20 protein-coding genes and 1 tRNA gene are annotated in these 24456 nt (G+C 45.2%); 11 read left to right on the top strand and 10 right to left on the bottom strand.

Translation table 11 applies throughout. The features are described 5' to 3' along the window. Window positions 1-121: 121 nt before the first annotated feature. The gene (purU, locus tag IM753_RS02065) at window positions 122-979 is read left to right on the top strand and encodes a formyltetrahydrofolate deformylase (protein ID WP_194108547.1); all 858 of its coding nucleotides are present in this window, start codon (window positions 122-124) and stop codon (window positions 977-979) included. 366 nt (window positions 980-1345) lie between these two features. On the opposite strand, the gene ndk is transcribed toward purU, so the two are convergent. Both ndk and IM753_RS02055 read right to left on the bottom strand, forming a co-directional pair. Continuing rightward, on the bottom strand, window positions 1346-1777 hold the full coding sequence (ndk, locus tag IM753_RS02060; protein ID WP_079326667.1) for a nucleoside-diphosphate kinase: 432 nt from the start codon (window positions 1775-1777) through the stop codon (window positions 1346-1348). 179 nt (window positions 1778-1956) lie between these two features. Beyond that, complete coding sequence (locus IM753_RS02055; protein WP_194108546.1) at window positions 1957-4149, bottom strand: carboxy terminal-processing peptidase; 2193 nt, start codon at window positions 4147-4149, stop codon at window positions 1957-1959. A 91-nt stretch (window positions 4150-4240) separates the two neighbouring features. Between IM753_RS02055 and IM753_RS02050 the strand changes: the two genes are divergently transcribed. The 8 genes from IM753_RS02050 (at window position 4241) to IM753_RS02015 (ending at window position 9267) form a co-directional block, all read left to right on the top strand. Then, entirely contained in the window at window positions 4241-4381 is a 141-nt protein-coding gene (locus IM753_RS02050) for a hypothetical protein (protein ID WP_194092896.1), read from the top strand. Then, window positions 4329-5396 carry a beta-N-acetylhexosaminidase gene (nagZ, locus tag IM753_RS02045; RefSeq protein WP_065256273.1) on the top strand — a complete coding sequence of 356 codons (1068 nt, stop codon included), beginning with the start codon at window positions 4329-4331 and terminating at the stop codon, window positions 5394-5396. The genes IM753_RS02050 and nagZ overlap by 53 nt, the downstream gene beginning before the upstream one ends. 112 nt (window positions 5397-5508) lie before the next feature. Continuing rightward, window positions 5509-6180 (top strand): hypothetical protein, encoded by a 672-nt coding sequence (locus IM753_RS02040; protein WP_065256272.1) that lies wholly within the window; start codon window positions 5509-5511, stop codon window positions 6178-6180. Between the two features lie 67 nt (window positions 6181-6247). Beyond that, a complete protein-coding gene (locus IM753_RS02035) occupies window positions 6248-6811 on the top strand; it encodes a hypothetical protein (protein ID WP_065256271.1) in 564 nt (187 codons plus the stop codon). A gap of 159 nt (window positions 6812-6970) precedes the next feature. After that, the gene (gene leuE / locus IM753_RS02030) at window positions 6971-7621 is read left to right on the top strand and encodes a leucine efflux protein LeuE (RefSeq protein WP_065256278.1); all 651 of its coding nucleotides are present in this window, start codon (window positions 6971-6973) and stop codon (window positions 7619-7621) included. Window positions 7622-7806: 185 nt separating this feature from the next. After that, the gene (locus IM753_RS02025) at window positions 7807-8283 is read left to right on the top strand and encodes an SMI1/KNR4 family protein (protein WP_065256270.1); all 477 of its coding nucleotides are present in this window, start codon (window positions 7807-7809) and stop codon (window positions 8281-8283) included. 64 nt (window positions 8284-8347) lie between these two features. Further along, window positions 8348-8824: an SMI1/KNR4 family protein gene (locus IM753_RS02020; protein WP_065256269.1), complete on the top strand. Its 477-nt coding sequence runs from the start codon at window positions 8348-8350 to the stop codon at window positions 8822-8824. 95 nt (window positions 8825-8919) lie between these two features. Next, window positions 8920-9267: a hypothetical protein gene (locus IM753_RS02015; RefSeq protein ID WP_065256268.1), complete on the top strand. Its 348-nt coding sequence runs from the start codon at window positions 8920-8922 to the stop codon at window positions 9265-9267. 158 nt (window positions 9268-9425) lie between these two features. Here the strand turns inward: IM753_RS02015 and IM753_RS02010 are convergent, their stop codons facing one another. Together IM753_RS02010 and IM753_RS02005 are read right to left on the bottom strand one after the other, a co-directional pair. Further along, entirely contained in the window at window positions 9426-11588 is a 2163-nt protein-coding gene (locus tag IM753_RS02010) for a malate synthase G (protein ID WP_065256267.1), read from the bottom strand. Window positions 11589-11835: 247 nt separating this feature from the next. Continuing rightward, entirely contained in the window at window positions 11836-13434 is a 1599-nt protein-coding gene (locus IM753_RS02005; RefSeq protein ID WP_065256266.1) for an isocitrate lyase, read from the bottom strand. Between the two features lie 423 nt (window positions 13435-13857). On the opposite strand from IM753_RS02005, the gene IM753_RS02000 reads away from it, so the two are divergent. After that, window positions 13858-14313 carry a chorismate lyase gene (locus IM753_RS02000; protein ID WP_065256265.1) on the top strand — a complete coding sequence of 152 codons (456 nt, stop codon included), beginning with the start codon at window positions 13858-13860 and terminating at the stop codon, window positions 14311-14313. A gap of 80 nt (window positions 14314-14393) precedes the next feature. Here IM753_RS02000 and IM753_RS01995 read toward each other — a convergent pair whose 3' ends face one another. Next, the gene (locus IM753_RS01995) at window positions 14394-15707 is read right to left on the bottom strand and encodes a CitMHS family transporter (protein ID WP_065256264.1); all 1314 of its coding nucleotides are present in this window, start codon (window positions 15705-15707) and stop codon (window positions 14394-14396) included. A gap of 259 nt (window positions 15708-15966) precedes the next feature. Between IM753_RS01995 and glyA the strand changes: the two genes are divergently transcribed. Next, window positions 15967-17349: a serine hydroxymethyltransferase gene (glyA, locus tag IM753_RS01990; RefSeq protein ID WP_065256263.1), complete on the top strand. Its 1383-nt coding sequence runs from the start codon at window positions 15967-15969 to the stop codon at window positions 17347-17349. Between the two features lie 46 nt (window positions 17350-17395). Here the strand turns inward: glyA and IM753_RS01985 are convergent, their stop codons facing one another. The 5 genes from IM753_RS01985 to ppsA all read right to left on the bottom strand — a co-directional run bounded on the left by IM753_RS01985 (window position 17396) and on the right by ppsA (window position 24433). Then, window positions 17396-18328, bottom strand: a complete 933-nt coding sequence (locus IM753_RS01985; protein ID WP_194108545.1) for a COG2958 family protein — start codon at window positions 18326-18328, stop codon at window positions 17396-17398. Window positions 18329-18375: 47 nt separating this feature from the next. After that, on the bottom strand, window positions 18376-20469 hold the full coding sequence (gene glyS, locus IM753_RS01980) for a glycine--tRNA ligase subunit beta (RefSeq protein ID WP_194108544.1): 2094 nt from the start codon (window positions 20467-20469) through the stop codon (window positions 18376-18378). Window positions 20470-20516: 47 nt separating this feature from the next. Next, window positions 20517-21467, bottom strand: coding sequence for a glycine--tRNA ligase subunit alpha (glyQ, locus tag IM753_RS01975; protein ID WP_065256260.1), 951 nt, complete (start codon window positions 21465-21467; stop codon window positions 20517-20519). Between the two features lie 186 nt (window positions 21468-21653). Further along, window positions 21654-21739 (bottom strand) — tRNA-Leu (locus tag IM753_RS01970). A 333-nt stretch (window positions 21740-22072) separates the two neighbouring features. After that, the gene (ppsA, locus tag IM753_RS01965; protein ID WP_194108543.1) at window positions 22073-24433 is read right to left on the bottom strand and encodes a phosphoenolpyruvate synthase; all 2361 of its coding nucleotides are present in this window, start codon (window positions 24431-24433) and stop codon (window positions 22073-22075) included. Window positions 24434-24456: the final 23 nt, after the last annotated feature.

The following is a 24456-nucleotide window of genomic DNA, read 5'->3' as shown; positions in this document are numbered from 1 at the left end:
TTTAGAAAAATCAACACACCCCATTTTAAAATCCAAAACAACATCTTTTATCAAAAAATTTCCCCATCGGACTCATATGGTGGTAAAATTAGCACTTTTTTAATGAAAACAGAGTAAGACCATGAATCAAAACATTGCACGACTTTTGGTAACTTGTGCCGACCAAGCAGGCATTGTCCAAGCGGTGTCTGGCTTTTTGTATCATCACGGGGCAAACATCATCTCGCTTGACCAACACACGACCGAAGCCTATGGTGGTAAATATTTTATGCGAGTAGAATTTCATGTAGAAGATTTGGCGGACAAAAAACAGACCTTGCTTGACACCTTTGCCAAAAATGTCGCTGACAAATACCAAATGAGTTGGCGGTTGTCTTGTAGTTTTGATGTCAAAAAAGTGGGGATTTTGGTGTCCAAAGAAGACCACGCCTTGTTAGAACTTTTGTGGCGTTATAGCCGTGGAGCATTGCCTTGTCAGATTACCAAAGTCGTCTCCAATCACGAAGAGTTGCGTGCCGATGTTGAGAGCTTTGGCATTCCTTTTGTGCATATTCCTGTTAATAAAGACAACAAAGACGAAGCCTACGACAAAATCAATGAAGTCATGCAGGGCAATGATTTACTGGTACTGGCTCGCTATATGCAGATTCTTACGCCAAGTTTTGTCGATAAGTGGGAGAGCAAAGTCATCAACATTCATCACTCATTTTTACCTGCCTTTGTGGGGGCAAACCCTTACAAACAAGCCTTTGATAAAGGGGTGAAGCTCATCGGGGCGACCGCTCACTATGTGACAAGCGAGCTTGATGAAGGCCCTATCATCGAGCAAGGCGTGGAGCGTGTCAGTCATGCCTTTGATGTGGCAGAGCTACGAGAGCTTGGGCGAGACATTGAGCGTGAAGTACTCGCTCGTGCGGTCAAATGGCACCTAGAAGACCGTATCATCCTAGATGGTAATAAAACCGTGGTCTTTGACTAGGGCATGCCTACCATTGATAACATTTTATAAAATAAGGTAAAAGCTTAACACTTTAAATTAATTTTTGCATGAAAAATGGCTATCCGACCACTTAATTTAAAAAGTTAAGTATAATTCTTAAATTTACCCAGTTTAAGTGGTCGGATTGTGGCTCGAAGTCAAAATCCTTGTTGATATTTCAATATCAACTGCGGACTTTTCCTTGAAAAACGTGCGATTTTTCTCATTTTTCATTGCAAATACCAAAGGTAGGCACGCCCTAATTTTTGTTTTATCAAAAAACCGAACCATTTATCATGGCTCGGTTTTTATTTGCTTAGCAGTTTTGCCGAACAGTTTTTGCTTAACAGTTTTTGCTTGGCAAAATTAACGAGTGCGTGGGCAAACTTCGTTATCAGCAAAGAAATAAGCAATCTCACGCTCAGCAGATGTGGTGCTGTCAGAACCGTGAGCGGCGTTCTCATCAATGCTGGTGGCAAAGTCAGCACGGATGGTGCCAGCGGCTGCTTCTTTTGGGTTGGTCGCACCTAGGATGTCACGGTGAGCAAGTACCGCATTTTCGCCTTCTAGGACAGACACCACCACAGGACCTGACGTCATGAATGCCACTAGGTCAGCAAAAAAACCACGCTCTTTATGCTCAGCATAAAAACCTTCAGCTTCTTCTTTTGATAGATGCTTCATCTTAGTAGCGATGATTTTTAGACCATTTTTTTCAAAGCGAGAGAAAATCTCGCCGATGTGGTTGGCACCCACTGCGTCTGGTTTTACGATAGAAAGTGTGCGTTCAATAGCCATGATATTTCCTTAAAATAAATGGATGAATAAGTTCATAATTTTGCCGTTTTATCGGTCAAAATCTTTTTTATTATAACCAAGTTTTGATAAAAATCCTAGGGGATAACGATAAAATTTAGTAAAAAAGCATGACAAATCCGCCATGCTTTATTCTACCCTTGCTTGCTTTTATTCTTGCATTACTCCACCAATGTCTTTTTGTCTTTGGCTTCAAACATCAAGGTCGCCGCTTCGATGACAAACGCTTCACTCTCGGGCAATTGTGGGCGTTCGTTTTCTTTCATCAAGCTACGCTCTTCGGCTAGGGCATCCATACTCGCCTGATACGTCGACCAGTCGGTAAATGGGGTCTCGCCTGTGGCTTGACGACGGGCGTTTTCGGCAGCCAAGGTTTTTTGCTCGATAAGGTCACGCTTGGCACGGCGTTTGTCAATGTCCACATCGGCAGGTTTTTTATCATCATCCATGGCACGGATGTCGTTCAATGCCGTTAGGTATTTGAACTGTGGATTACTCTCTTGGCGTGCCTTTGATGATGCGATGAGCGATGCCATCAAATCCTTGGAGTATTTGCCATGTGCCATGAATGGCGTGGTTTTGATGGTGTCCCACTCCAAGGGGTTTTTGTACTCACGCTCACCAAATTCAATGCCTTCATAGATGTTCACCAGTGGCACATCAGGCACCACGCCCTTGTTTTGGGTGCTACCGCCCGTGATACGATAAAATTTACGCTGTGTGAGCGTCATCGACCCGAGTGCCAAATCATCACGCTGCACCTGTGCCGAGCCTTTACCCGTGGTTGTACTGCCCACCACCAGTCCACGCCCATAATCCTGAATCGCTGCCGAGAAAATCTCTGATGCTGATGCCGAGCCTAGATTGATAAGCACTGCCATCTCGCCTGCATAGAGCTGTTTGCCACCGTCTTTATCGGCAAATACCTGCACATTGCCTTTGTTATCACGGATTTGCACCAAAGGCCCTTCTTTGATAAACAGTCCCAGCATTTTGGCGACTTCATCGAGCGAACCACCGGGGTTATTGCGTAAATCCACCACCATGCCATCAATGTTTTGCTCATTTAACGCCTTGATGGCTTTTTCGGTGTCTAGGCTCACCGAACGATACTCGTCCGCCCCTGCCCCACTACGACGTGCGGCAAAGTTAAGATAAAAACTGGGAATCTCTAACACGCCCACACGCTTGATGCCACCATCATAAGGCACTTCAATCACACGGTGATGTACCCCTGACTCTTCTTGTTTGATGACGTCACGCACGATGGTAACTGTACGAGCCGAACTGTCAGGCGTGTTGGGCTGTTTGACACGAATGGTAACAGACGTACCCTTCGCCCCCCGAATGAGTGCCACTATCTCACGGGTGCTAAATCCAACCGTATCCACCATGCTCTCGCCATCTTGGGCAACCCCCAAAATCAAGTCATTGGCTTGGACTTGTCCTGTTTTTTGGGCAGGCCCGCCATCGACTAGGCTTACGATACGGATATAATCAGGGTTTTTGCGGTCAGGGCGAATGGATACGCCAATGCCTTCTAATTGCAAATTTGACTGGATTTGCATTTCATTGGCTTGCACAGGAGCAAAATAGTTGCTGTGTGGGTCGTAGGTCAAGGTCGCCGCATTTAAAATCGTTTCCATGATTTCATCATTTTTTAGGCGGGCAAGCTGTTCTTGCTGACGGTTTAGGCGGTTTAGCAAAATCTCGGTGGGCGTACGCTCATCGCCACGCACCAAATCCTGACCCCGAGCCAACTCAGGATTGTCCAAAAATGCCTTGTCCTTTGCTTTATCATCTTCTTGACCAAGTGTTAGCCCAATGAGTGCATAGGTGGTCTGCGTTTGCCAAAACTCTCGCTGCTCATCAACACTCTTAAAACGTGGGGCTTCTTCACGGTCTAGCACGATGGTTTTGTCGGTGTTTAGATTGACATCGGTTTTTAAAAACTCTTTGGCAAAATCATAATACTCATTGGAACGTGTGCGATAACGCTCAAACACTTCAATCCCTGCCGACAAGTCGCCACGTTTTAGGCGTTCGGCAAAATTATCGGCATATTTGGCATTTAACTCATCGATGTCCGACTGCAAAAACAGCGTGCGTGATGGGTCAAGCTGGTCATAATACATGGTCAAAATCTTCGCCCCCATTTGCTGATTTAGGGGCTGTTCTAGATAATGGGCTTTATCCAATAATAATGACACTTGACGGGTGGTGACTTTTTGTTCAGCAGTCGGCTCAAACCCGACTTTGTCCTGTGCCATCGCCACGCCCACATAACTTTGGGCAAACAAACCGCCTGCGATGACTGTTGCCACCCCTGATAAAAAAAGTTGTTTTTTTGACATCATAGTACTTCCAAACACGGTTGTCACAACTGACAAATTAAAAATGACTTATCATAACATATCTTTATTACTTGTGTGTCTTTATTTTGTGATGTTTTTTGGGAAAAGTTACACAGATTTTGTGGCGTTTTTGCCGTTTCATGGCATAATAAGCCTTTTAACTTCTTATGGGGCGATTTATGGCAACTGGTATCATCATGGCGGACGTGGACGGCTTGACGCTCACCGATGACGATAAGGCATTTTTGGCAAATGACGCATTGGGTGGGGTGATTTTATTTAAACGCAACGTACAAGACCCTACCCAAGTGCGAGCTTTGACCGACAGCATGAGAGCGGTCAATCCCAATCTCATCATCAGTGCTGACCAAGAAGGCGGACGAGTGGCACGATTTAGGGACGGTTTTACGCCCTTGCCTGCGATGGGGCGACTGGGCGAGATTTATGATAATAACCAACAGCTTGCCCTATCGCTTGCCTATGATACAGGCTATCTGATGGCGTGTGAAGTCTTGGCGGTGGGCGTGGATATCAGCTTTGCCCCTGTGATGGACATCAATGGGTGTAGCCTTGTCATTGGCGACCGTGCGTTTCATGCCGACCCCCAAGTCGTTACCGCCCTGTCATCACGCTTTATAGATGGTATGAATAACGCCGGCATGAAAGCCACAGGCAAGCACTTCCCCGGTCATGGCTCTATCGCCCCTGACTCGCACGTCTCCGATGCGGTAGATGACCGTTCGCTAGATGAGATTTGGGGGTGTGATTTAATCACTTTTAAAAACAACCTTGCCAAACTATCCGCTCTCATGCCTGCCCACGTCATTTTTAGTCAAATTGATGACAAGCCAGCAGGCTTTTCAAAAGTATGGCTCCAAGAGATTTTACGGGATAAAATGGGTTATGACGGTGTGCTGTTCTCGGACGATTTATCCATGAAAGCCGCCCACGTGGCAGGGGACGTCACCGCTCGGGTCAAATCCGCCATAGAAGCTGGGTGCGACATGGCACTGGTGTGCAACAGCCGTGATGATGCCCTGCGTGCGGTAGAGTTCGCCAAAACCATGCCTGACGTGCCAAACCGCTTTGGCAAAATGAAAAGTGTGATACCTGCTTGGCAAGGCGACTTATCTACCACTTGTCAAGCATTTGCCCATTATAATACCGCTCGGGATAATGTGCTTGGGGCGTTTTTTGATGATGTTGGTAAGCAAGACGAGAAAGACCCGACGAATTATAAGGTTTAGGATTTGCAGATGGGTAAGTTTAAATTTAAAATTGGTGGATTATACCAAATCTACGGATGACTGACTTTTTAAAACGGTTGAGCATAAACACCCATCTTGGAGAGATTTAATCATGAAAAAACCATTGATTTTATTGGCTTTATTGTTCACTGCCACCCGCATTCAGGCAGCTCCGAAAAACGAAATCCCTGCTGTGTTTCAGGGCAAATGGGTGGAAGCAGGCGAAAGCTGCGAAGAATACCAAAACGGCGAAACCACACGCTGGTGGAGCATCAAGCAAGACAAAATCTCGCAATACCGTGCTAGCTGCACGCTGGACAAAGTGTTTACCGCCACACCACAGCAACTGCGTGCCAAATGGCGTTGCGAAGAAGTAGATGACAATGACGATGACAAAATCATTCAGTCCACGCCCACCGATACATTCACCTTAAACGGCAAGCAATTAACCGCATTCAAACAAAAATACCGTTTTTGCGGCAAGCACCAAAGCAAAGACGTATTCGTCTGCCGCAGCGACAAAATCAACATCGCCGTGAGCAACCATGACAACGACTACCACTACACCGCATGGTCAAAATCGCGTGCAACGCCTGATTTGTTTTTGCAAAATGGCGATGTCCGCATAGACGGCACAGGGCGGTATTTGCATTCGGTTTACACGTTTACGCGTCCAAACGGCTGGCAATATGAAGTGCGTGATGTCGCCGAATCAGAGTACATCAAAGGTCGGGTAACGGTAACATGGCATGGCAAAACTGTTTCAGAGATGGTTTGCAAATAATTTGCCGGCAACCTGCAAACACATACAGAAATAATCAATTCTCAGACAGCATAAACAGGAAAACATCATGAAAAAATATGCACTTATCGGCTTATTGGCACTGTTGAGCCACCACGCCCACGCCACAGAACAGTCCATCAGCAAAGACTTGGACGGCGACGGCAAACCCGACCGCGTTTGGCTGCAAGATGACGTGTTGCACATCAAATTATCCAGCCAAAACAAAGTCATCACAGAACACAATGTTTGCGATGAACCGCCCCATTTAAACAATGCGCGTGTGGGTTTTATCGTATCGTGTAGCGCAATGCGACACGGCAGCCGTTACCACTACGCCCACAATCCCGCCAATGGCAAAATGCAATACATAGGCTACGATTTTTGGGCTTTGGGCAACGCGGCAAATGACGGTGCAGGTCAAGACAGTGTGAATTTAAAAACGGGCGATTACATCGGCAAGTGGCGTTTGCGTAATAACCCCACAGAAAAATTGCGTGATTACACCATTCAAACACGTTTACCGAACATCCAGCCCATTAACGTGAACCACCCCGACGCACAACAGCAATGGCAAACACTTTGGGATGCAATCAAACAAGAAAAGCGACGCCGTCATTTACCGATTGATTAGGGTGTGCTTATCTTTGGCGTTTACAATGAAAACATCTGTTAAAAAACGGAATAAATCATCGGGTTTTTATTAGTTTTCAATAACATGTTGACAATGGCAAGTACCCCCAATCCCAATATAATCAAATCTCATCACCCCCATTTTTTTGAGTGTAATTTCATGTTCGGCATCACAGACCTAGCCACTTACCTTGTTGGCGTAATTATCATCATCACCCTACCCGGTCCAAACAGCCTATACTGCCTATCGGTGTCGGCAAGTCAAGGCAGGCGAGCGGGCATGGGGGCGATGTCGGGGATTTTGGTGGGCGATACGATACTCATACTGGCAACCGTCTTTGGGGCGGGGACGCTACTCAAACTCTACCCTGCGGTCTTTGATGTCATCAAGCTCATCGGTGGGTGCTATTTGGCGTATCTTGGGACACGGCTTATCGTTGGGGCGTATCACACCTTCAAAAACCGCCACGCCATTGTGGGTAAAAGTTTTAATCCGCCCAAAGTCCAAAACCAAAACCATTTTTACCGCTCGCTATCATTAAGCCTTACCAATCCCAAGGCGATTTTGTTTTTCTTGTCGTTTTTTGTGCAATTTGTCAGCCCAACTTATGACAAGCCGTTTTTGACGTTTTTTGTGCTGGCGGTGATTTTGCAACTTGTCAGCTTTTTGTATTTGCTCCTTTTGGTATTTAGTGGCAAAAAACTTGCCGATGTCTTTGGCTCTCGCCCGATTATCATGACTTTGGCGATGTTTGGCGTGGGGTGTTTATTTATTGGGTTTGGGGTGAATTTGTGGTTGGCAAGGTTGTGATTTGGGTTTTTGACAAACCTAATAAAACCATGATTTAACTAGATAGTAATACGTATGACACACTAATGTGCTTTTTTATTTAAAAGGTGCGTGGTATGCACCCTACGGAACTAGTTCCATCAAAAATACATAACGATGCCGTAAAACATATTGGCGAAGGTGCTTTAAGTGAAGGTAGATAAACAATGAAACAGTTAAAAATTCTTGATGACAACGGTCAAACGGACATTCAATTAATTAGGGATTTTGAAGAAGAGTACAATATTACCCTTCCAACACCTTACGTTGAGTTAATCTCAAGGCATAATGGTCTAAGGCTTTATAATAATAGGTTTGAGTTTGTAGATATAGAAGGCACTATTGATTCAACAGAGATATATTTTTTAATCTTTGGCGATGCTTGGTATGATAAAATAGTTGATTATCAGTGGAGTGGAGATCCTTATGAGCACGAAAACATTATTCCATTTGGTATTAATGCCTTGGGAGACCGCATTTGTTTTGATTACCGACAAGACTTAAGCTCAAACAATCCTCCTGTTTGCTTGGTTGATTGCGAAGACACTTTTACTGATGAACACGGTCAAGAAAAGATGGTTATTTTTCCAGTTGCTAACAGTTTTGATGAGTTTTTAGATATGCTTTATGAAGAAAGTGAATAATCCCATAAATATCTAGAATGTAAAACATACTGCCGAAGGCTCTTTAAGTGAAAGTAGATAAATCATGAAACAATTAAAAATTATTGATGACAATGGTCAAGCAGATATTCAATTAATTAGAGATTTTGAGAAAGAGTATAATATTACCCTTCCAAATTCTTATGTTGAGCTAATATCAAAACATAATGGCTTAAGGCTTTATAATAATAGGTTTGATTTTATAAATTTAGATGGTTTAATAAGTTCAACTGATATATATTTTTTAAGCTTTGGTGATGATTTTTCTGAAAACATGGCGGACTTTCAATGGTGTGGTGATTCTTATTCATACGAAAATCTTGTGCTATTTGGTGTTACTGCTTATGGAGATAGTATTTGTTTTGATTACCGTCCAGATTTAAGCACAAACAACCCTCCTGTTCGTCTAATGAGACACGAAGACACCTTTATCAATCAATACGGTCAAGACAAAAACATTGTTTTTCCTATCGCCAACAGCTTTGATGAGTTTTTAGATATGCTTTATGAAGAAAGTGAATAATCTCATAGAAAGTAAAAACCTATTTAGTTATAAACCCATTTCTAGAATTAACATCAAAGTTGCTGACAACAATCAAACCAAAAGTGAGACCAAATATGAACGATTTAAGCAATGCCTATTATGAGGTTTTAGATTGTTTGCTTTATGTCTATATGGGATTCTGTAGAGATTTTCGCCCCGAAGAAAAGAATCATTTAGAAATCATCTATATGGTAGATTATGATTTTACAATTTTGGAGCGTCATCCGCTAGAGCTGTTGATACACTATACAGGTATGTTGTCTTTGTGTTCTAGTTGGCACCCAGATGCCAGCAATTATTTTTTGAGAAAAATCAATGAGATTATTTCTCAGCATAATCTTGATGATTTGTTATCTCTACTCAATGAAGAGTGCTTTGATCAGTTACAAAGAGATCTAAAAGTATTAAATGTTATAAGTTGATATTATTTTAGTGGTAGGGTGCGTACCACGCACCTTTTAAGTGAAAAATCTTATTGGTGCGTACTACGCACCCTACTGTCTGTGGCAACTATCATTTACCAAAAAACCCAAAAACCCCAAACTAATTTGGGGTTTTTGTTTAGCCATAGGGCGGTTTATCAGTCGCCCTGATACCCTTTTAGCTTTAATCTTGCCTTGTGTAGCAGTGGCTCGGTATAGCCAGACGGCTCGGTCGCCCCCTTAAAGATAAGGTCGGCGGCAGCGTGAAAGGCAATGTTATTATCAAAATCAGCCGACATTGGACGATAGGCAGGGTCAGATGCGTTTTGTTCGTCCACGACTTTTGCCATGCGTTTTAGGGTGTCCCACACTTCATCGGCAGTTACGACACCGTGAGCGAGCCAGTTGGCGACGTGCTGAGATGAGATACGCAAGGTGGCACGGTCTTCCATTAGCCCCACGTTGTTGATATCAGGCACTTTGGAGCAACCCACGCCCAAATCAACCCAACGCACCACATAGCCCAAAATGCCTTGGCAGTTGTTTTCAAGTTCACGGCGTTTTTCGTCTGCTGTCCAGTTTGTGTCGGTGGCAAGCGGAATGGTCAAAAGGTCATCAAGGCTAGGCGTGGCAAGGCGTGCAAGCTCTTCTTGACGGTTCATGACATTGCATTTGTGATAATGAATGGCGTGAATCACCGCACCGCTTGGAGACGGTACCCATGCACAGTTTGCCCCTGCTTGGGGGTGCTCAATCTTGGTGCGATACATATCGGCAAGCTCATCAGGCTTAGGCCACATGCCTTTGCCGATTTGGGCTTTGCCACGCAGTCCTGCTTTTAGACCGATTGAGACGTTACGCTCTTCATACGCCCCAAACCACGCCTGCCCCTTAATCTCGCCCTTACGCACAAACGCCCCTGCGTGCATGGCGGTGTGAATCTCATCGCCCGTTCTGTCCATAAAGCCGGTGTTAATAAAAATCGTCCGCTCACGGGCTTGGGCGATGCAGTTTTTAAGGTTGGCAGAAGTTCTACGCTCTTCGTCCATGATGCCCATTTTTAGGCTATTTTTGGGCAAGCCAATGGCTTCTTCGGCACGAGAGAACAGCTCAACGGCAAACGCCACTTCGTCCGAGCCGTGCATTTTTGGCTTGACGATATACATCGAGCCTGTGCGAGAGTTACGCAAGGTATTCTCGCCACGAATGTCAACGGCAGAGAGCATGGGCGTGATAAGTGCGTCCATAATCCCTTCAAAAATCTCTTCGCCACCCACTAGGATAGCAGGGTTTGTCATCAAATGCCCCACGTTACGAAGTAGCATGACCGAACGCCCGTGCAGGGTCTTAGCATTGCCATTTAAGTCAGTATAAGTGCGGTCAGCGTTTAGGGTACGGGTAATGGTTTTGCCATTTTTTTCTAAGGTTTCGGACAAATTGCCTTTCATTAGCCCAAGCCAGTTGCGATAGCCTTCTACTTTTTCTTCGGCATCTACCGCCGCCACAGAGTCTTCTAGGTCTTGAATGGTGGTAACGGCAGATTCTAGCACCACGTCTTTGACCCCTGCTTTGTCGTCTTTGCCGATTGGGCTTTCTGGGTCAATTTGGATAATGACGTGTAAGCCGTTGTTTTTTAGGATAATTTCTCTAGGATTGTCAGGCGTACCATTGTAGCCGACTACTTTATTTTCGGTTAAAGTGGTTACTTTATCGTCAATTTTGGCAGATAATTTACCGTCTTTTATGGTGTAAGACGTTACATCAGCGTGCGAGCCGTCCGCTAGGGGGAATGTTTCATCAAGAAAATTCTTGGCAAATGCCACAACCTTCGCCCCACGCACAGGGTTATAACCTTTGCCTTTTTCAGCTCCGTCTGTCTCAGGAATCACGTCAAAACCGTACAACGCATCATACAGCGAACCCCAACGGGCGTTACCTGCGTTTAGGGCATAGCGGGCGTTACGCACAGGCACGACCAATTGAGCTCCTGCAATGGTGGCAATCTCATCGTCCACGTTTTGGGTACTAATCTCAAAATCAGCAACTTCGGGTTCAAGATAGCCGATTTCGGTTAAGAAATTTTTGTAAGATGACAATTCATAGGCGTTGTTTTTGTGCCAATCGTCAATCTTGGCTTGCAGTTCATCACGGCGAGCAAGCAAGGCTTTGTTTTTTGGGGTCAAGTCAAGCACAACCTGCTCAAAATTTTTCCAATAAGTGTCGCTGTCAAGTTTGGCGACAGGCAGGGCTTCATTTTCAATAAAGTCAAATAAAATTTTGTCAATGGCAAGCGAGCCTTTGGTAATGCGTTGGGTAGCCATAATTTTGTCCTTAAAATAAAATAATGATGAAATTTGGATAATAGGGCAAATTGCAATTTGCCCCTACAAATCCGCACCGAACGGATAATTTAAACAAAAACGGTGTTCTACCTTAACAGCAAAACACCGTTTTTTATTCATTTGACAGACCAAGCGGATAAATGCTAATGCGAGAAAAACGAGCGAAGTTGTACAAGTAGTACTACGAGCGAGTTTGACGAAGCAGTAGCGTTTAGCCGAGTAGGTCTCAACCGCCAAATTGGTTCATGGTGTTTTTACTCGCATCACCTGCTTTAAGAGCGTTCTCACCAGAGAAAATCTCTTTGTGGTCATCGCCAATGTCAGAACCTGCCATGGCTTGGTGTTTCACACAAGCGATACCGCCACGGATTTCTTTACGCTGAACGCCAGCCACATAGGCAAGCATACCCTCATCACCGAAGTAGCCTTTTGCCAGCTCGTGAGTAGATAGAGCGGCGGTGTGGTAAGTCGGTAGCGTGATTAGGTGGTGGAACACACCTGCTTCACGGGCAGCATCTGCTTGGAAGGTACGGATTTTTTCGTCCGCATCACGGGCAAGCTCGCTGTCGTCATATTGAGCGTCCATTAGCTTGGCACGGTCATAGCCTGATACGTCTTTGCCCTCGGCAACCCAGCGGTCATAGGCTTGTTGGCGGAAGTTGATTGTCCAGTTAAATGACGGAGAGTTGTTGTACACAAGTTTAGCATCTGGCACTTGCTTTTTGATGTCATTCACAAAACTTGCAATGCCTGCCACGTCTGGGGTTGGGGTCTCAATCCAAATCATGTCCGCACCGTTTTGGAGCGAAGTTACGCAGTCTAGTACCACACGGTCGTGCTGTGTACCCTCACGGAACTGATACAAGCCAGACGCTAGGCGAGTTGGGCGGTGTAGCTTGCCGTTACGCTTGATAAGGATTTCGTCTTCCTTAGCTTCTGAGATGTCAATTTCGGTGGTTTCTAGGTAGCTGATGTATTTGCTCGCTAGGTCGCCTGGTTCACGGCTGACAGGGATTTTTTGGGTAAGGTCAGCACCTTCTGAGTCGGTACGGGCAACAATCACGCCCTCGTCCACGCCAAGCTCCAAGAACGCATAACGCACGGCGTTGATTTTTGCCAAAAAGTCTTCGTGTGGTACGGTAACTTTACCTGCTTGGTGTCCGCACTGCTTGGCATCTGAGACTTGGTTTTCAATTTGAATGGCACACGCACCCGCTTCAATCATTTGCTTGGTAAGTAGGTAAGTGGCTTCTTCGTTACCAAAACCTGCATCAATGTCAGCGATGATTGGCACAACGTGGGTTTCAAAGTTGTCAATTTGATTTTCTAGCTCTTTTACCTTAGCGGTGTCGCCTGCTTGCTCGGCTTTTTGTAAGGCACGGAACAAGTCGTTTAGCTCTTTGGCATCTGCTTGGCGTAAGAACGTGTAAATCTCTTCAATCAGCTTTGGCACAGCAGTTTTTTCGTGCATAGATTGGTCAGGTAGTGGACCAAACTCAGAGCGAAGGGCTGCAACCATCCAGCCTGATAGGTAGATGTAGCGTTTGCTCGTTGTGCCGAAGTATTTTTTGTTGGCAATCATTTTTTGTTGGGCGATAAATCCATGCCAGCAACCTAATGATTGGGTGTATTTGGTGTTGTCAGCGTCATATTCCGCCATGTCTTTACGCATAATGCTTGCGGTGTATTTGGCGATGTCAAGACCTGTTTTGAAGCGGTTTTGGACAATCATGCGAGCGGCATCTTCTGGGCGGATAGCGTCCCAAGTGCCACCTAATTTGGCTTTAACGTTACGAACGTGTTCTAGGGCGGATTGGTAAGTCATGAGAATTTTCCTTATAGGTTCATGGGTCTAGGACCGTGAATGACAAAACTGCCAACTTATGAAAAAAGCAATGCAAAACCATCTGTATTGCTCGTTTGTTTTTCATGTGCCTAGCATACCCAAAAGTTTGGCATTTATCCAATAGCCTGCTTAAATTATGACTATTTTTTAAAAAAATGATGTTGGTTTTTTCATTATAAAAATTGATGATAATTAAGACAAGCGATGTGATAACCCTTTGAAAAGTGGGGCGATTTTCTCAAAATGGGATGTATAAATTGTCTTGATGATGATGTTTGATTTTTTCTAAAAATTTTTTGAAAAATCTGCCAAATTGTAACAAAACATCTCAAAAATCGCCCCATCTCGCCCCTACATTGGTCATTTTGTGCTAAAATTTGCCAAATTTCACAAAAATTTATCATGCCTACGCCACCCACCACCCTAACCCCTTATCTCTACTCTCACGGCTCGCTGACCGCCTTATTAGAACAGCGAGCAGGGCAAGCCTTGCGTGTAAACGTGATACATGAAGGTCATCAGTTAATTGATTTCACCACCAAAAAACTCTTAGGACTGCCTGTCCACCGCCCTACCCTTGCGTGGGTGCGTGAAGTAGAGCTGTTTGGCGATGATGACGTGGCGTGGGTGCGTGCCAAAAGCATATTTCCCTTGACAAGTCTAGTCGGCAATGCCAAACGCCTACGCCACTTAAAACGTACGCCGATTGGCTATGTCATGTTTAAACACAACAAAAATCTGCCCCATGCTCGCACTTACTTTTTTGATAATAATGAACATTGGGGACGAAATACGGTTTATGATTGGCAAGGGCGAGCGGTGTTGGTGCAGGAAGTGTTTTTGACGGATTTTTCATAAAAATTCTCGGCAGGAAAGACAAATTTGCAATAAAAACCGCCCAAATCACATTGAGCGGTTGTTGTTGGCTGATATTAGCCTTATGCCAAAGGAATGACCCCAATGACAATCGCACTTGCCAAAATCGCCACCGACAAGCCCCAAATCCACATGAAAGAATAGCGGATATGCTTACCCATTGACAAATTGGCAAGACCTAAGCCCATCCACAACGCAGGCGATAGCGGCGTAACAAACGTCCCCACGATACTGCCGATAAGCATGGCGTAGCCTGCCGATGTCGGGGCGACCCCAGCTTGGCTGGTGATTTGTTCCACCACAGGAAACAGCCCAAAATAATAAGCGTCCGTGCTAAGTACCAGCTCCAAGGGTACGCCCAGCATACCGATGATGATGTGTAGGTATGGCAACATGGCATTTGGCAGGATTTTGACCAAATCATTGGCAATGGCATCAAGCATACCCGTTCCCTTTAAAATCCCCAAAAACGTCCCTGCCGCCAAGATGATGCTTGCCATCATAATCGCCCCGCCTGCATGAGCATTAATGCGTTCAAGCTGTTCTTTGGGATTGCGATAGTTGATGAGTAGCACCACCGACGTGGCAATCATAAACACATAACCAGGTGGCAATTTGCCCGAAAATAGCACCGCCATCGCTAGGATAAATATCACCACATTGACCCAAAACAGCTTTGGTTTGGCAAGGCGTGTCTCTTCGTCCGTCATTTGGGCAGGAGCGATAAGCTCGCCCACATCAGGCAATACGCCAAATTCTTTGGTAATACGTCTTTTTTCACGCAAACCCAAAAACACCGCCAACGCCACAATATACGTCAAAGCAATGACCTGCACACTAAACAAGGGCTGATACAGCTCGTTTACGTCCATTTCTAGAACCGTTGCCACTCGTCCTGTCGGGCCACCCCAAGGGAGCATATTGACCACGCCGGCACTGGCCGCCAGCAATAAAAACAGCATATAAGGGTTCATGTGCAATTTTTTATACAAAGGCAACAAGGCAGGTACAACAAGCAAAAACGTGGTCGCCCCCGCTCCATCTAGCTGTGCCACCACCGACACCAACACCGTGCCGACACTCACGGCAATGATGTTACCCCGAGTGAGCTTAACCAAACCATTGATGAGCGGACGAAACAGCCCCACATCACTCATGATGCCAAAAAACAAAATGGCAAAAATAAACATGATGACAATCTGAATCACCGAACGTGTGCCATCAGTATAAAAATCCTTGACCTGACCTAAGTCAAAGCCTGCCACCAATACCCCAATAAGTGGCACAATGACCATCGCAATCACAGGCGAGACCTTTTCGGTCAAAAGAAGTGCCACGATTATCACGATAATCGCAAGCCCAATAAAGGTTAGCATACGCATTCCCCATGAATTATTGAAATGATATAAAATAATGTTTATTTTAGAGTAATTATTCAAAAAAATAATTATCAAAAACAGGTTAATCTATCATATTATGGGGTATTTGTCTTGATTTTTTTGTTTTTTCTTTTAAAGGTTAAAACAATCGTTCTTACCCCAAAAAATACCCCTGCCATTTTAGACAAAATATGATACACTTAGCATGTTTATTTATGCCATTTCATTTCTAATCTTTCCAACCTAAGGATTTTTTATGTTCAAAGACATCTCCCTACACGCCATTGACCCTGAGATTGCCACCGCCATTGATGCCGAAGGGCAGCGTCAAGAAGACCATATTGAGCTGATTGCGTCAGAAAACTACTGCTCGCCTGCCGTCATGGCAGCCCAAGGCTCAAACCTAACCAACAAATATGCCGAAGGCTACCCCAACAAACGCTATTATGGCGGTTGTGAACACGTAGACGTGATTGAGCAGATTGCCATTGACCGTGCCAAAGAGCTGTTTGGGGCGGACTATGCCAACGTACAACCACACTCAGGGTCTAATGCCAACGCCGCCGTTTATCTTGCCCTACTAGAAGCAGGCGATACTGTGCTTGGCATGAGCCTTGCCCACGGTGGACACTTGACACATGGGGCAAGCGTGTCGTTCTCTGGCAAGACTTATAATGCCGTGCATTATGGTATTACCGATGACGGCTTGATTGATTATGATGAAGTGGCTCGCCTAGCCCGTGAACATAAGCCCAAGATGATTATCGCTGGCTTTTCGGCATATAGCCAAGTTATGGACTGGCAAAAGTTTCGTGAGATTGCCGATGAAGTTGGTGCGTATCTTATGGTGGATATGGCACACGTGGCAGGGCTTGTGGCGGCAGGCGTGTACCCGAACCCCGTGCAGATTGCGGACGTAACAACCACCACCACCCACAAAACCTTGCGTGGCCCCCGCTCGGGTCTTATCCTTGCCAAAGCCAACGAAGAGATTGAGAAAAAACTAAACTCAGCCGTCTTCCCCGGTACGCAAGGCGGCCCCTTAATGCACGCCATTGCCGCCAAAGCGGTATGTTTTAAAGAAGCGATGAGCGATGAATACAAAGAATACCAACAACAAGTCGTCAAAAACGCCAAAGCCATGGCGGACACGATTATCGCTCGTGGTTATGATGTGGTGTCTGGCGGTACCGAAAACCACCTTATGCTAATCAGCCTTATCAAACAAGGCATTACAGGCAAAGAAGCGGACAAATGGCTTGGGGACGCTCACATCACCGTAAACAAAAACTCCGTGCCAAACGACCCCAAATCACCTTTTGTAACAAGCGGTATCCGTCTTGGTACACCTGCCGTTACCACTCGTGGTTTTAAAGAAGCCGAGTGCGTGGAGCTAGCGGGTTGGGTGTGCGATATTTTGGACGCCAAAGGTGATGAAAAGGTTATTAGCGAAGTGCGTGCCAAAGTTGGCGAAGTTTGCCAAAGACTGCCCGTTTATCAAAAATCAAAAACCAAAGAGTTATTTGGTAAAATCAGCGATATGATTGACGAGCAAGCCGACAGCGAATTTGTCCACACCGCCAAAGACAAATTCAATGAGTTCTACGAAAAAGCGATGACCAAAATCAATCAAAAATAAGCACTAAATTAAATCCGCCCCGTGATGATGTCATGGGGCGGATTTTTTATTTATTCCAATTTTCCTTAAAAATATCGCCTGTACGATAATATACCGATACATATTTGATATAACGCTCAAAGTCTCTATTTTCAGCAACAATGCGATTGACCGATTGCCAATCGATGTTTGTTTTACGTTTAGCAGGCAACACAATTTCGCTTTCTGTAATGTCGTCTAAATTTAGCACAATCACGCCAATGCCATGCAAATCCGACAAAATCCGCAACTCTTCGGACACGTTTTCAGCAATACTACTGGCGACCAAATAACCTTCGTTTGCCCAACTTGAATTGCTCACTGCCTGAAAAAAGCTGGCTCGCACGTTGGATTTATTGAGTTCCTTTTTCACTTCAAAAGACCACAATCGCACATTTGCCCCAGAGATTTTGACGCAGTCTTGCACCGCTTTTTTCCAAGATTTATCAATAGCTTGCATGGCAACTATATCAGGGTGTAGCCATTGATTGCCGTTTTGTCCATGACTGTTTTTAGAGGTTTTCTCATCAATTCTTAGGCAATACAAGCCAAATTCTGTGGATAAAAACTCTATCAGTTTGGGGTATAACTCATGCTCGGTCAATGTATTTTTGGATTTTTGAATGTCTTTTCTAAAGGTGTTATCCGTCTCTTGGATTGGTAATTTATCACTGACCAAATCTGTCGTTTCAACATCAGACGCATACCAAAATATTCTTGGGCGTGGTTTGTCTTGAATGTTGATGTTATTAGACATATTTAATAATTGCTTAGGATTTGAACCAATTTCTGCCACCATTTGAGCGATAAACGCTTTTTCATTTGGATACTTTTGTCGTTTGTCGATAAAATCTTTTGCATACGTCTTGGTAATTGCCAAAGCAATTTCTCTGGCGGTAAATGCTTGATTGGCATGTTGTTTTAAAAAAGCAATCACCTTTTCATTTAGGGTTGTTTTCATCTCTTTTTATTCTCAAACAAAAGCCCCACAACAGCAGGGCTTTTTTATCAACCTTGAAGCACTCCAATATCCGCCACACTCAAAAACAGCGTACGCACTTGCCCAAGCAAGGCTAGGCGGTTGTTTTTAAGATTCTCATCATCGGCATTTACCATGACATTATCAAAAAAGTCGGTCAATGGACTTGCCAAGGCGGTCAAGGCGGTCAATACCCCTTGATAATCGGCATTGTCTTGCAAGGGTTTTACCGTCTCTTTGGCAGTCAAAATCGCCTGATACAACGCCTTTTCTGCCGTCTCGGTCAAAAGACTCTCATCTATGCTATCGCCCACGTTGTCGGCTTTGGCAAGGATATTGGCAACACGTTTGTTGTTTTCTGCCAACACCTGTGCCTGTGGCAACGCACGAAACGCCTGCACGGCACGGATACGCTCATCAAAATCAAGGGGCATGTGCGGATTTATCGCTTGCACGGCTTGAATGGTATCCACCGCTACGCCCTGCTCGGTGTACATGGCACGATAGCGTGAACCGACAAATTCCATGACAGCGTTAAAAGTTTCGCTCATGTTATTGATTTTATTACCATAATTTTTAATGGCTTCACCGACAAGGCTTGCTAGGTTTAATGGCAATTTATTTTCAATCAAAATACGCAAAATGCCAATGCTCGCTCGTCTTAGGCTAAATGGGTCTTTTGAGCCTGTCGGAGCTTCGTTAATCCCAAAAATCCCCACCAAAGTATCCAAACGGTCGGACAAGGCAAGGGCGATACCGATTGGCGTTTTTGGTAATTCATCGCCACTAAATTTAGGCAGATATTGTTCGCTAATAGCGTTCGCCACGTCCGCTTTTTCGCCTGATTTATGGGCATAATACGTCCCTGCAATGCCTTGCAATTCGGGGAATTCGCCCACCAATGTGGTCGCCAAATCCGCCTTCGCCAAAATCCCTGCTCGCACCACGTCATCGGTCGGTACGTCCCAGCCGTGCGGACGCAAGTTTTCGCTGATAAAGGCAGACAGTTTGGCGATACGCTCGCCCTTTTCCCAAATTGTGCCAAGTTTGTCTTGGAATACTCGGGTTTTTAGGGTTTCGGCAAAGTCAGCAAGCGGACGTTTTTGGTCTTGCAAAAAGAAAAATTCAGCGTCCGACAGGCGTGGGCGTACCACTTTTTCATTACCCAAAATTACCGCAGATTTATCAAGGCTATCAATATTGCTAATAAAAATAAAGTTGGGTTTTAGCTTGCCATTGTCGTCCGTGAGACAAAAATATTTTTGGTCGGCTTGCATGGTGCTGATAAGGGCTTCTTGGGGAACCGCCAAAAACCGCTCGGGAAAGCTCGCTCGCAGGGCAACAGGATAATCCACAAGGGCGGTAACTTCGTCAAGTAAGTCATCAGGGACAATGGCAGTCGCACCGATTTCATCGGAGAGTTTTTGGACTTGGGCAACAATGTCCGCTTGGCGTTTGGCAAAATCCGCCACCACAAACCGCTCGGCAAGTAGGTTCTCATAATGCTCGGCATGGTCAATCACAAAAAAATCAGGGGCGTGATAGCGATGACCACGAGACTGCCTGCCTGTGTCATGCCCTTGAATGCGTGCAGGAATTACGGTATCGTCTGCCATGAGTACCACCCATTGCACAGGGCGGACAAACTCGTCCTTGCTCACCCCAGAACGCATACGTTTGGCAATCGGCAAATCATCGAGTGCCTTTTGGATAAGGTTTGGCATCATGTCGGTAACTTTTTTGCCCTTAATAGTCAGCTCATAAGCGATGTATTCACCTTTTTTATCGCTGATGGTGATTAAATCATCTGCTGTAAGATTTAGACCATTGGCGTTAAGCCCTTGCAAAAAACCCTGCCCTGCACGAGACAAATTCCCGTCAGCATCAAAACTTGCCTTGATATTTGGGCCTTTTTTGATTTCGGTGCGGTCGGGCTGATGGTCGCCCACGCCTTTGATGAGTAGTGCCAAACGGCGTGGAGCAGAGTATGCCTTGATGTCATCAAAAGCAATGTTTTGCTCACCCAATGCTGTCTTGACATGGTTGTATAGGGCATTTTGCAAAGTTTTTAGAGATTTTGGGGGCAACTCTTCGGTGCCAAGTTCAAATAGGATTGTACTCATTGTTTACCTTTAATATTCTTAATCTTTGTTTTATAAAATCAATCGGTTTAATCTTCTTTGACCAACCATTTTTCCAACGCTTCTGGCTTATGGGCATCATCTGCCAAAGGAAAGCCCAATTTCGCTCGTGCAACGGTATAACTCTCCGCCACTTTACGAGCCAATGTCCGCACACGCAAGATAAAGCGTTGGCGTTCGGTAACGCTAATTGCCCCACGAGCGTCCAATAGATTAAAAGTATGGCTGGCTTTTAGTACCATCTCATAGGCAGGCAATGGCAGATTTACACCCACCAAGCGGTCGGCTTCATGCTCATAAAAGTCAAATAATTCAAAAAGTTTGCTAATATCTGCATGTTCAAAATTATAGGTAGATTGCTCCACTTCGTTTTGGTGGAACACATCGCCATAAGTCACACGCCCAAACTCGCCGTCCGTCCACACAAGGTCATAGACGCTATCCACGCCTTGGGTATACATGGCAAGGCGTTCCAATCCATAAGTAATCTCGCCCGTTACAGGAAAACACTCAATCCCACCCACCTGCTGAAAATAGGTAAACTGGGTAACTTCCATGCCGTTTAGCCACACTTCCCAACCAAGCCCCCACGCCCCAAGCGTTGGACTCTCCCAGTTATCCTCAACAAAACGCACGTCATGGGTCAGCGTATCAATGCCCAAGGCCTGCAAAGAACCCAAATACAGCTCTTGAATGTTGGCAGGATTTGGCTTTAAGACCACTTGAAATTGGTAATAGTGTTGCAAACGGTTAGGATTATCGCCATAACGCCCATCGGTTGGGCGACGAGACGGCTGAACATAGGCAGCATTCCATTTTTCAGGCGTTAAAGCACGCAAAAATGTGGCGGTGTGAAACGTCCCTGCCCCCATTTCCATGTCATAAGGTTGCAAGACCACACAGCCACGCTCTGCCCAGTAGTTTTGTAGGGTTAGGATAATTTGTTGAAAGGTTAATGCTTGTTTTGATGTTTGTGTCATAGTCATCACTTTTGGATTTGGTAAATGACTTATTTTAACACAAATAGACAGGATAAAAAATGGTTGTGGTTTTAAGTTGCTAAGATTTTTATTGATAAATAGAAAATGACATAGCGGATTAAAGGATTGGGGATATGATTTTACTTTTAAAAACAAAAAACCCTTGAAAAATCAAGGGTTTGTAGTTGGTACCAGTGGTCGGACTCGAACCGACACGCTTATTAGGCAACGGATTTTGAATCCGTCGTGTCTACCAATTTCACCACACTGGCATGAGTGGTTAGCTTGTTTGCTATGGGTGCGTATTATAGCTTATTTTAAAATTTCGTCAAGGGGTTTTTATAAAAATTTTAAAAATATTTTAAAGACTGAGCTTTTTACAGCCCAGTCTTATAGGGCGTGCCTGCCTTTTGTATTTGCAATGAAAAATGAGAAAAATCGCACGTTTTTCAAGGAAAAAACGTAGGCTGATAGTTATTCTATCAGACAAGTTTTTGACGAAGAAAAACAAGATTTAGCCATTTTTCATGCAAAAACGATTAGTTTATTTCTAAAATATATCTGAATTGTAAATAGTGTTATAAAGGGCAGGCACGCCCTAACCATCATTTATCCGCCAAAAATAACCAAGTATCCAGCACCGTATCAGGGTTTAGCGATACCGAGCTGATACCTTGCTCCATGAGCCATTTGGCAAGGTCTGGGTGGTCGGACGGCCCTTGACCGCAAATGCCGACATATTTACCCTGTTTACGGCACGCTTCAATCGCCATGCCAAGCAGTTTTTTGACCGCAGGGTCTCGCTCATCAAACAAGTGCGATACAATGCCACTATCACGGTCAAGCCCTAGCGTAAGCTGAGTTAGATCGTTTGAGCCGATTGAAAAACCGTCAAAGTAAGCCAAGAACTCATCAGCAAGCAAGGCATTGGTTGGCAATTCGCACATCATGATAATTTCAAGAGAATTCTCGCCACGTTTTAGCCCATTTTTTTCAAGTAATTCAATAACTTGGCGAGCTTCGCCTGTGGTACGCACAAACGGAATCATGATTTTGACGTTGGTTAGCCCCATGTCATCACGGACGTATTTTAAGGCACGGCATTCTAATTCAAAGCAATCACGGAAATTGTCCGAGATATAACGACTCGCCCCACGGAAACCAAGCATTGGGTTTTCTTCGTGCGGTTCGTACAGCTTACCGCCGATTAGGTTGGCATATTCGTTGGATTTAAAATCACTCATACGCACGATGACAGGCTTGTCTTTGAACGCCACGGCAAGCGTTGAGATACCTTCGATGAGTTTGTTGATATAAAACTCCACAGGCGAGTTGTACCCTGCGATACGCTCAAACACTTGGGCTTGGGTCTCTTGTGGCAAGGTGTCCACGTTCAAAAGAGCCTTGGGGTGTACGCCAATCATGCGGTTAATGATAAATTCTAAACGAGCCAAGCCTACGCCCTCATTTGGGATTTGGGCAAAGTCAAAGGCACGGTCGGGATTACCCACGTTCATCATAACCTTAAAGCCAAGCTCAGGCATACTGGCGACAGAATTTTTTTGTACTTCAAAGTCCAAAATGCCGTCATAAATAAAGCCCGTATCGCCCTCGGCACATGATACCGTTACCGCCTGACCGTCTGTCAAAAGCTCGGTGGCGTTACCACAGCCGACAATGGCAGGTACGCCAAGCTCACGAGCGATAATCGCCGCATGGCAAGTGCGTCCGCCACGGTTGGTGATAATCGCACTGGCACGCTTCATCACAGGCTCCCAATCGGGGTCGGTCATGTCAGACACTAGCACATCGCCGTCTTGGACTTTGCTCATCTCGTTTAGATTGGTAACGATACGCACCTTGCCCGCACCGACACGCTGACCGATAGAACGCCCTTCGCATAGGACTTTTGCCCCCTTGCTATTGATGACATAACGCTCCATGCTCGTTTTGTCTTGGCGAGATTTGACAGTTTCGGGGCGAGCTTGTACGATGAATAATTCGTTGGTATCGCCGTCTTTTGCCCACTCAATATCCATAGGACAGCCATAGTGTTTTTCAATGATAAGGGCTTGTTTGGCAAGGCGAGTTAGCTCATCGGTATTTAGGGCAAACTGCTGACGGTCGCCTTTTTCTACGTCCACGATTTTGGTGGAGCGTTTGGTCGTACCTTCATCGCCATAGACCATTTTAATGTGTTTTGAGCCAAGATTACGACGAACCACAGCAGGGCGATTCTCTGCCAATAGTTTTTTGGATAAATAAAACTCATCAGGGTTTACCGCCCCTTGCACCACCATTTCGCCCAAGCCATAGCTTGCGGTGATAAACACCACGTCATTAAATCCGCTTTCGGTGTCAAGCGTAAACATCACGCCAGACGTACCCGTCTCCGAGCGTACCATACGCTGAACGCCTGCCGACAACGCCACGCCTGCGTGCTCAAAGCCTTTGTGTACACGGTAGGCAATCGCACGGTCGTTATAAAGACTGGCAAACACTTCTTTGATGGCAATCAGTACGTTGTCAATGCCACGAATGTTAAGGAATGTCTCTTGCTGACCTGCAAAAGACGCATCGGGCAAGTCTTCGGCAGTCGCTGATGAACGCACCGCCACCGCCACATCTTGACCACCTGTAAGCGTATCAAATGCGGTGCGAATCTCATCTTCTAAGTCTTTTGGCAGTGCTTGGGCGATGACCCAACCACGCACTTTTGCCCCCACTTCGGCAAGTTTTTCGACATCATCAACGTCCAAGCCTTTTAGTTCGGCATTGATTTTGTCAAGTAAACCTGTTTCGTTCAAAAAGCGGTTAAACGCTTCTGCGGTCGTGGCAAAGCCGTTTGGCACAGACACGCCAACATTGGCAAGATTGCTAATCATCTCGCCCAAAGACGCATTTTTACCACCGACAATCTCAACATCGTCTTTGCCTAGTTTGTTAAAGGGGATAACTTGTGCCATACGAACACCTTTTTAATCTATAA

This window comes from Moraxella sp. K127, assembly GCF_015223095.1.
GTDB lineage: Bacteria > Pseudomonadota > Gammaproteobacteria > Pseudomonadales > Moraxellaceae > Moraxella.
The sequence above is the reverse complement of the archived record's forward strand: the minus strand, read 5'-3'. Positions and strand labels throughout refer to the sequence as shown.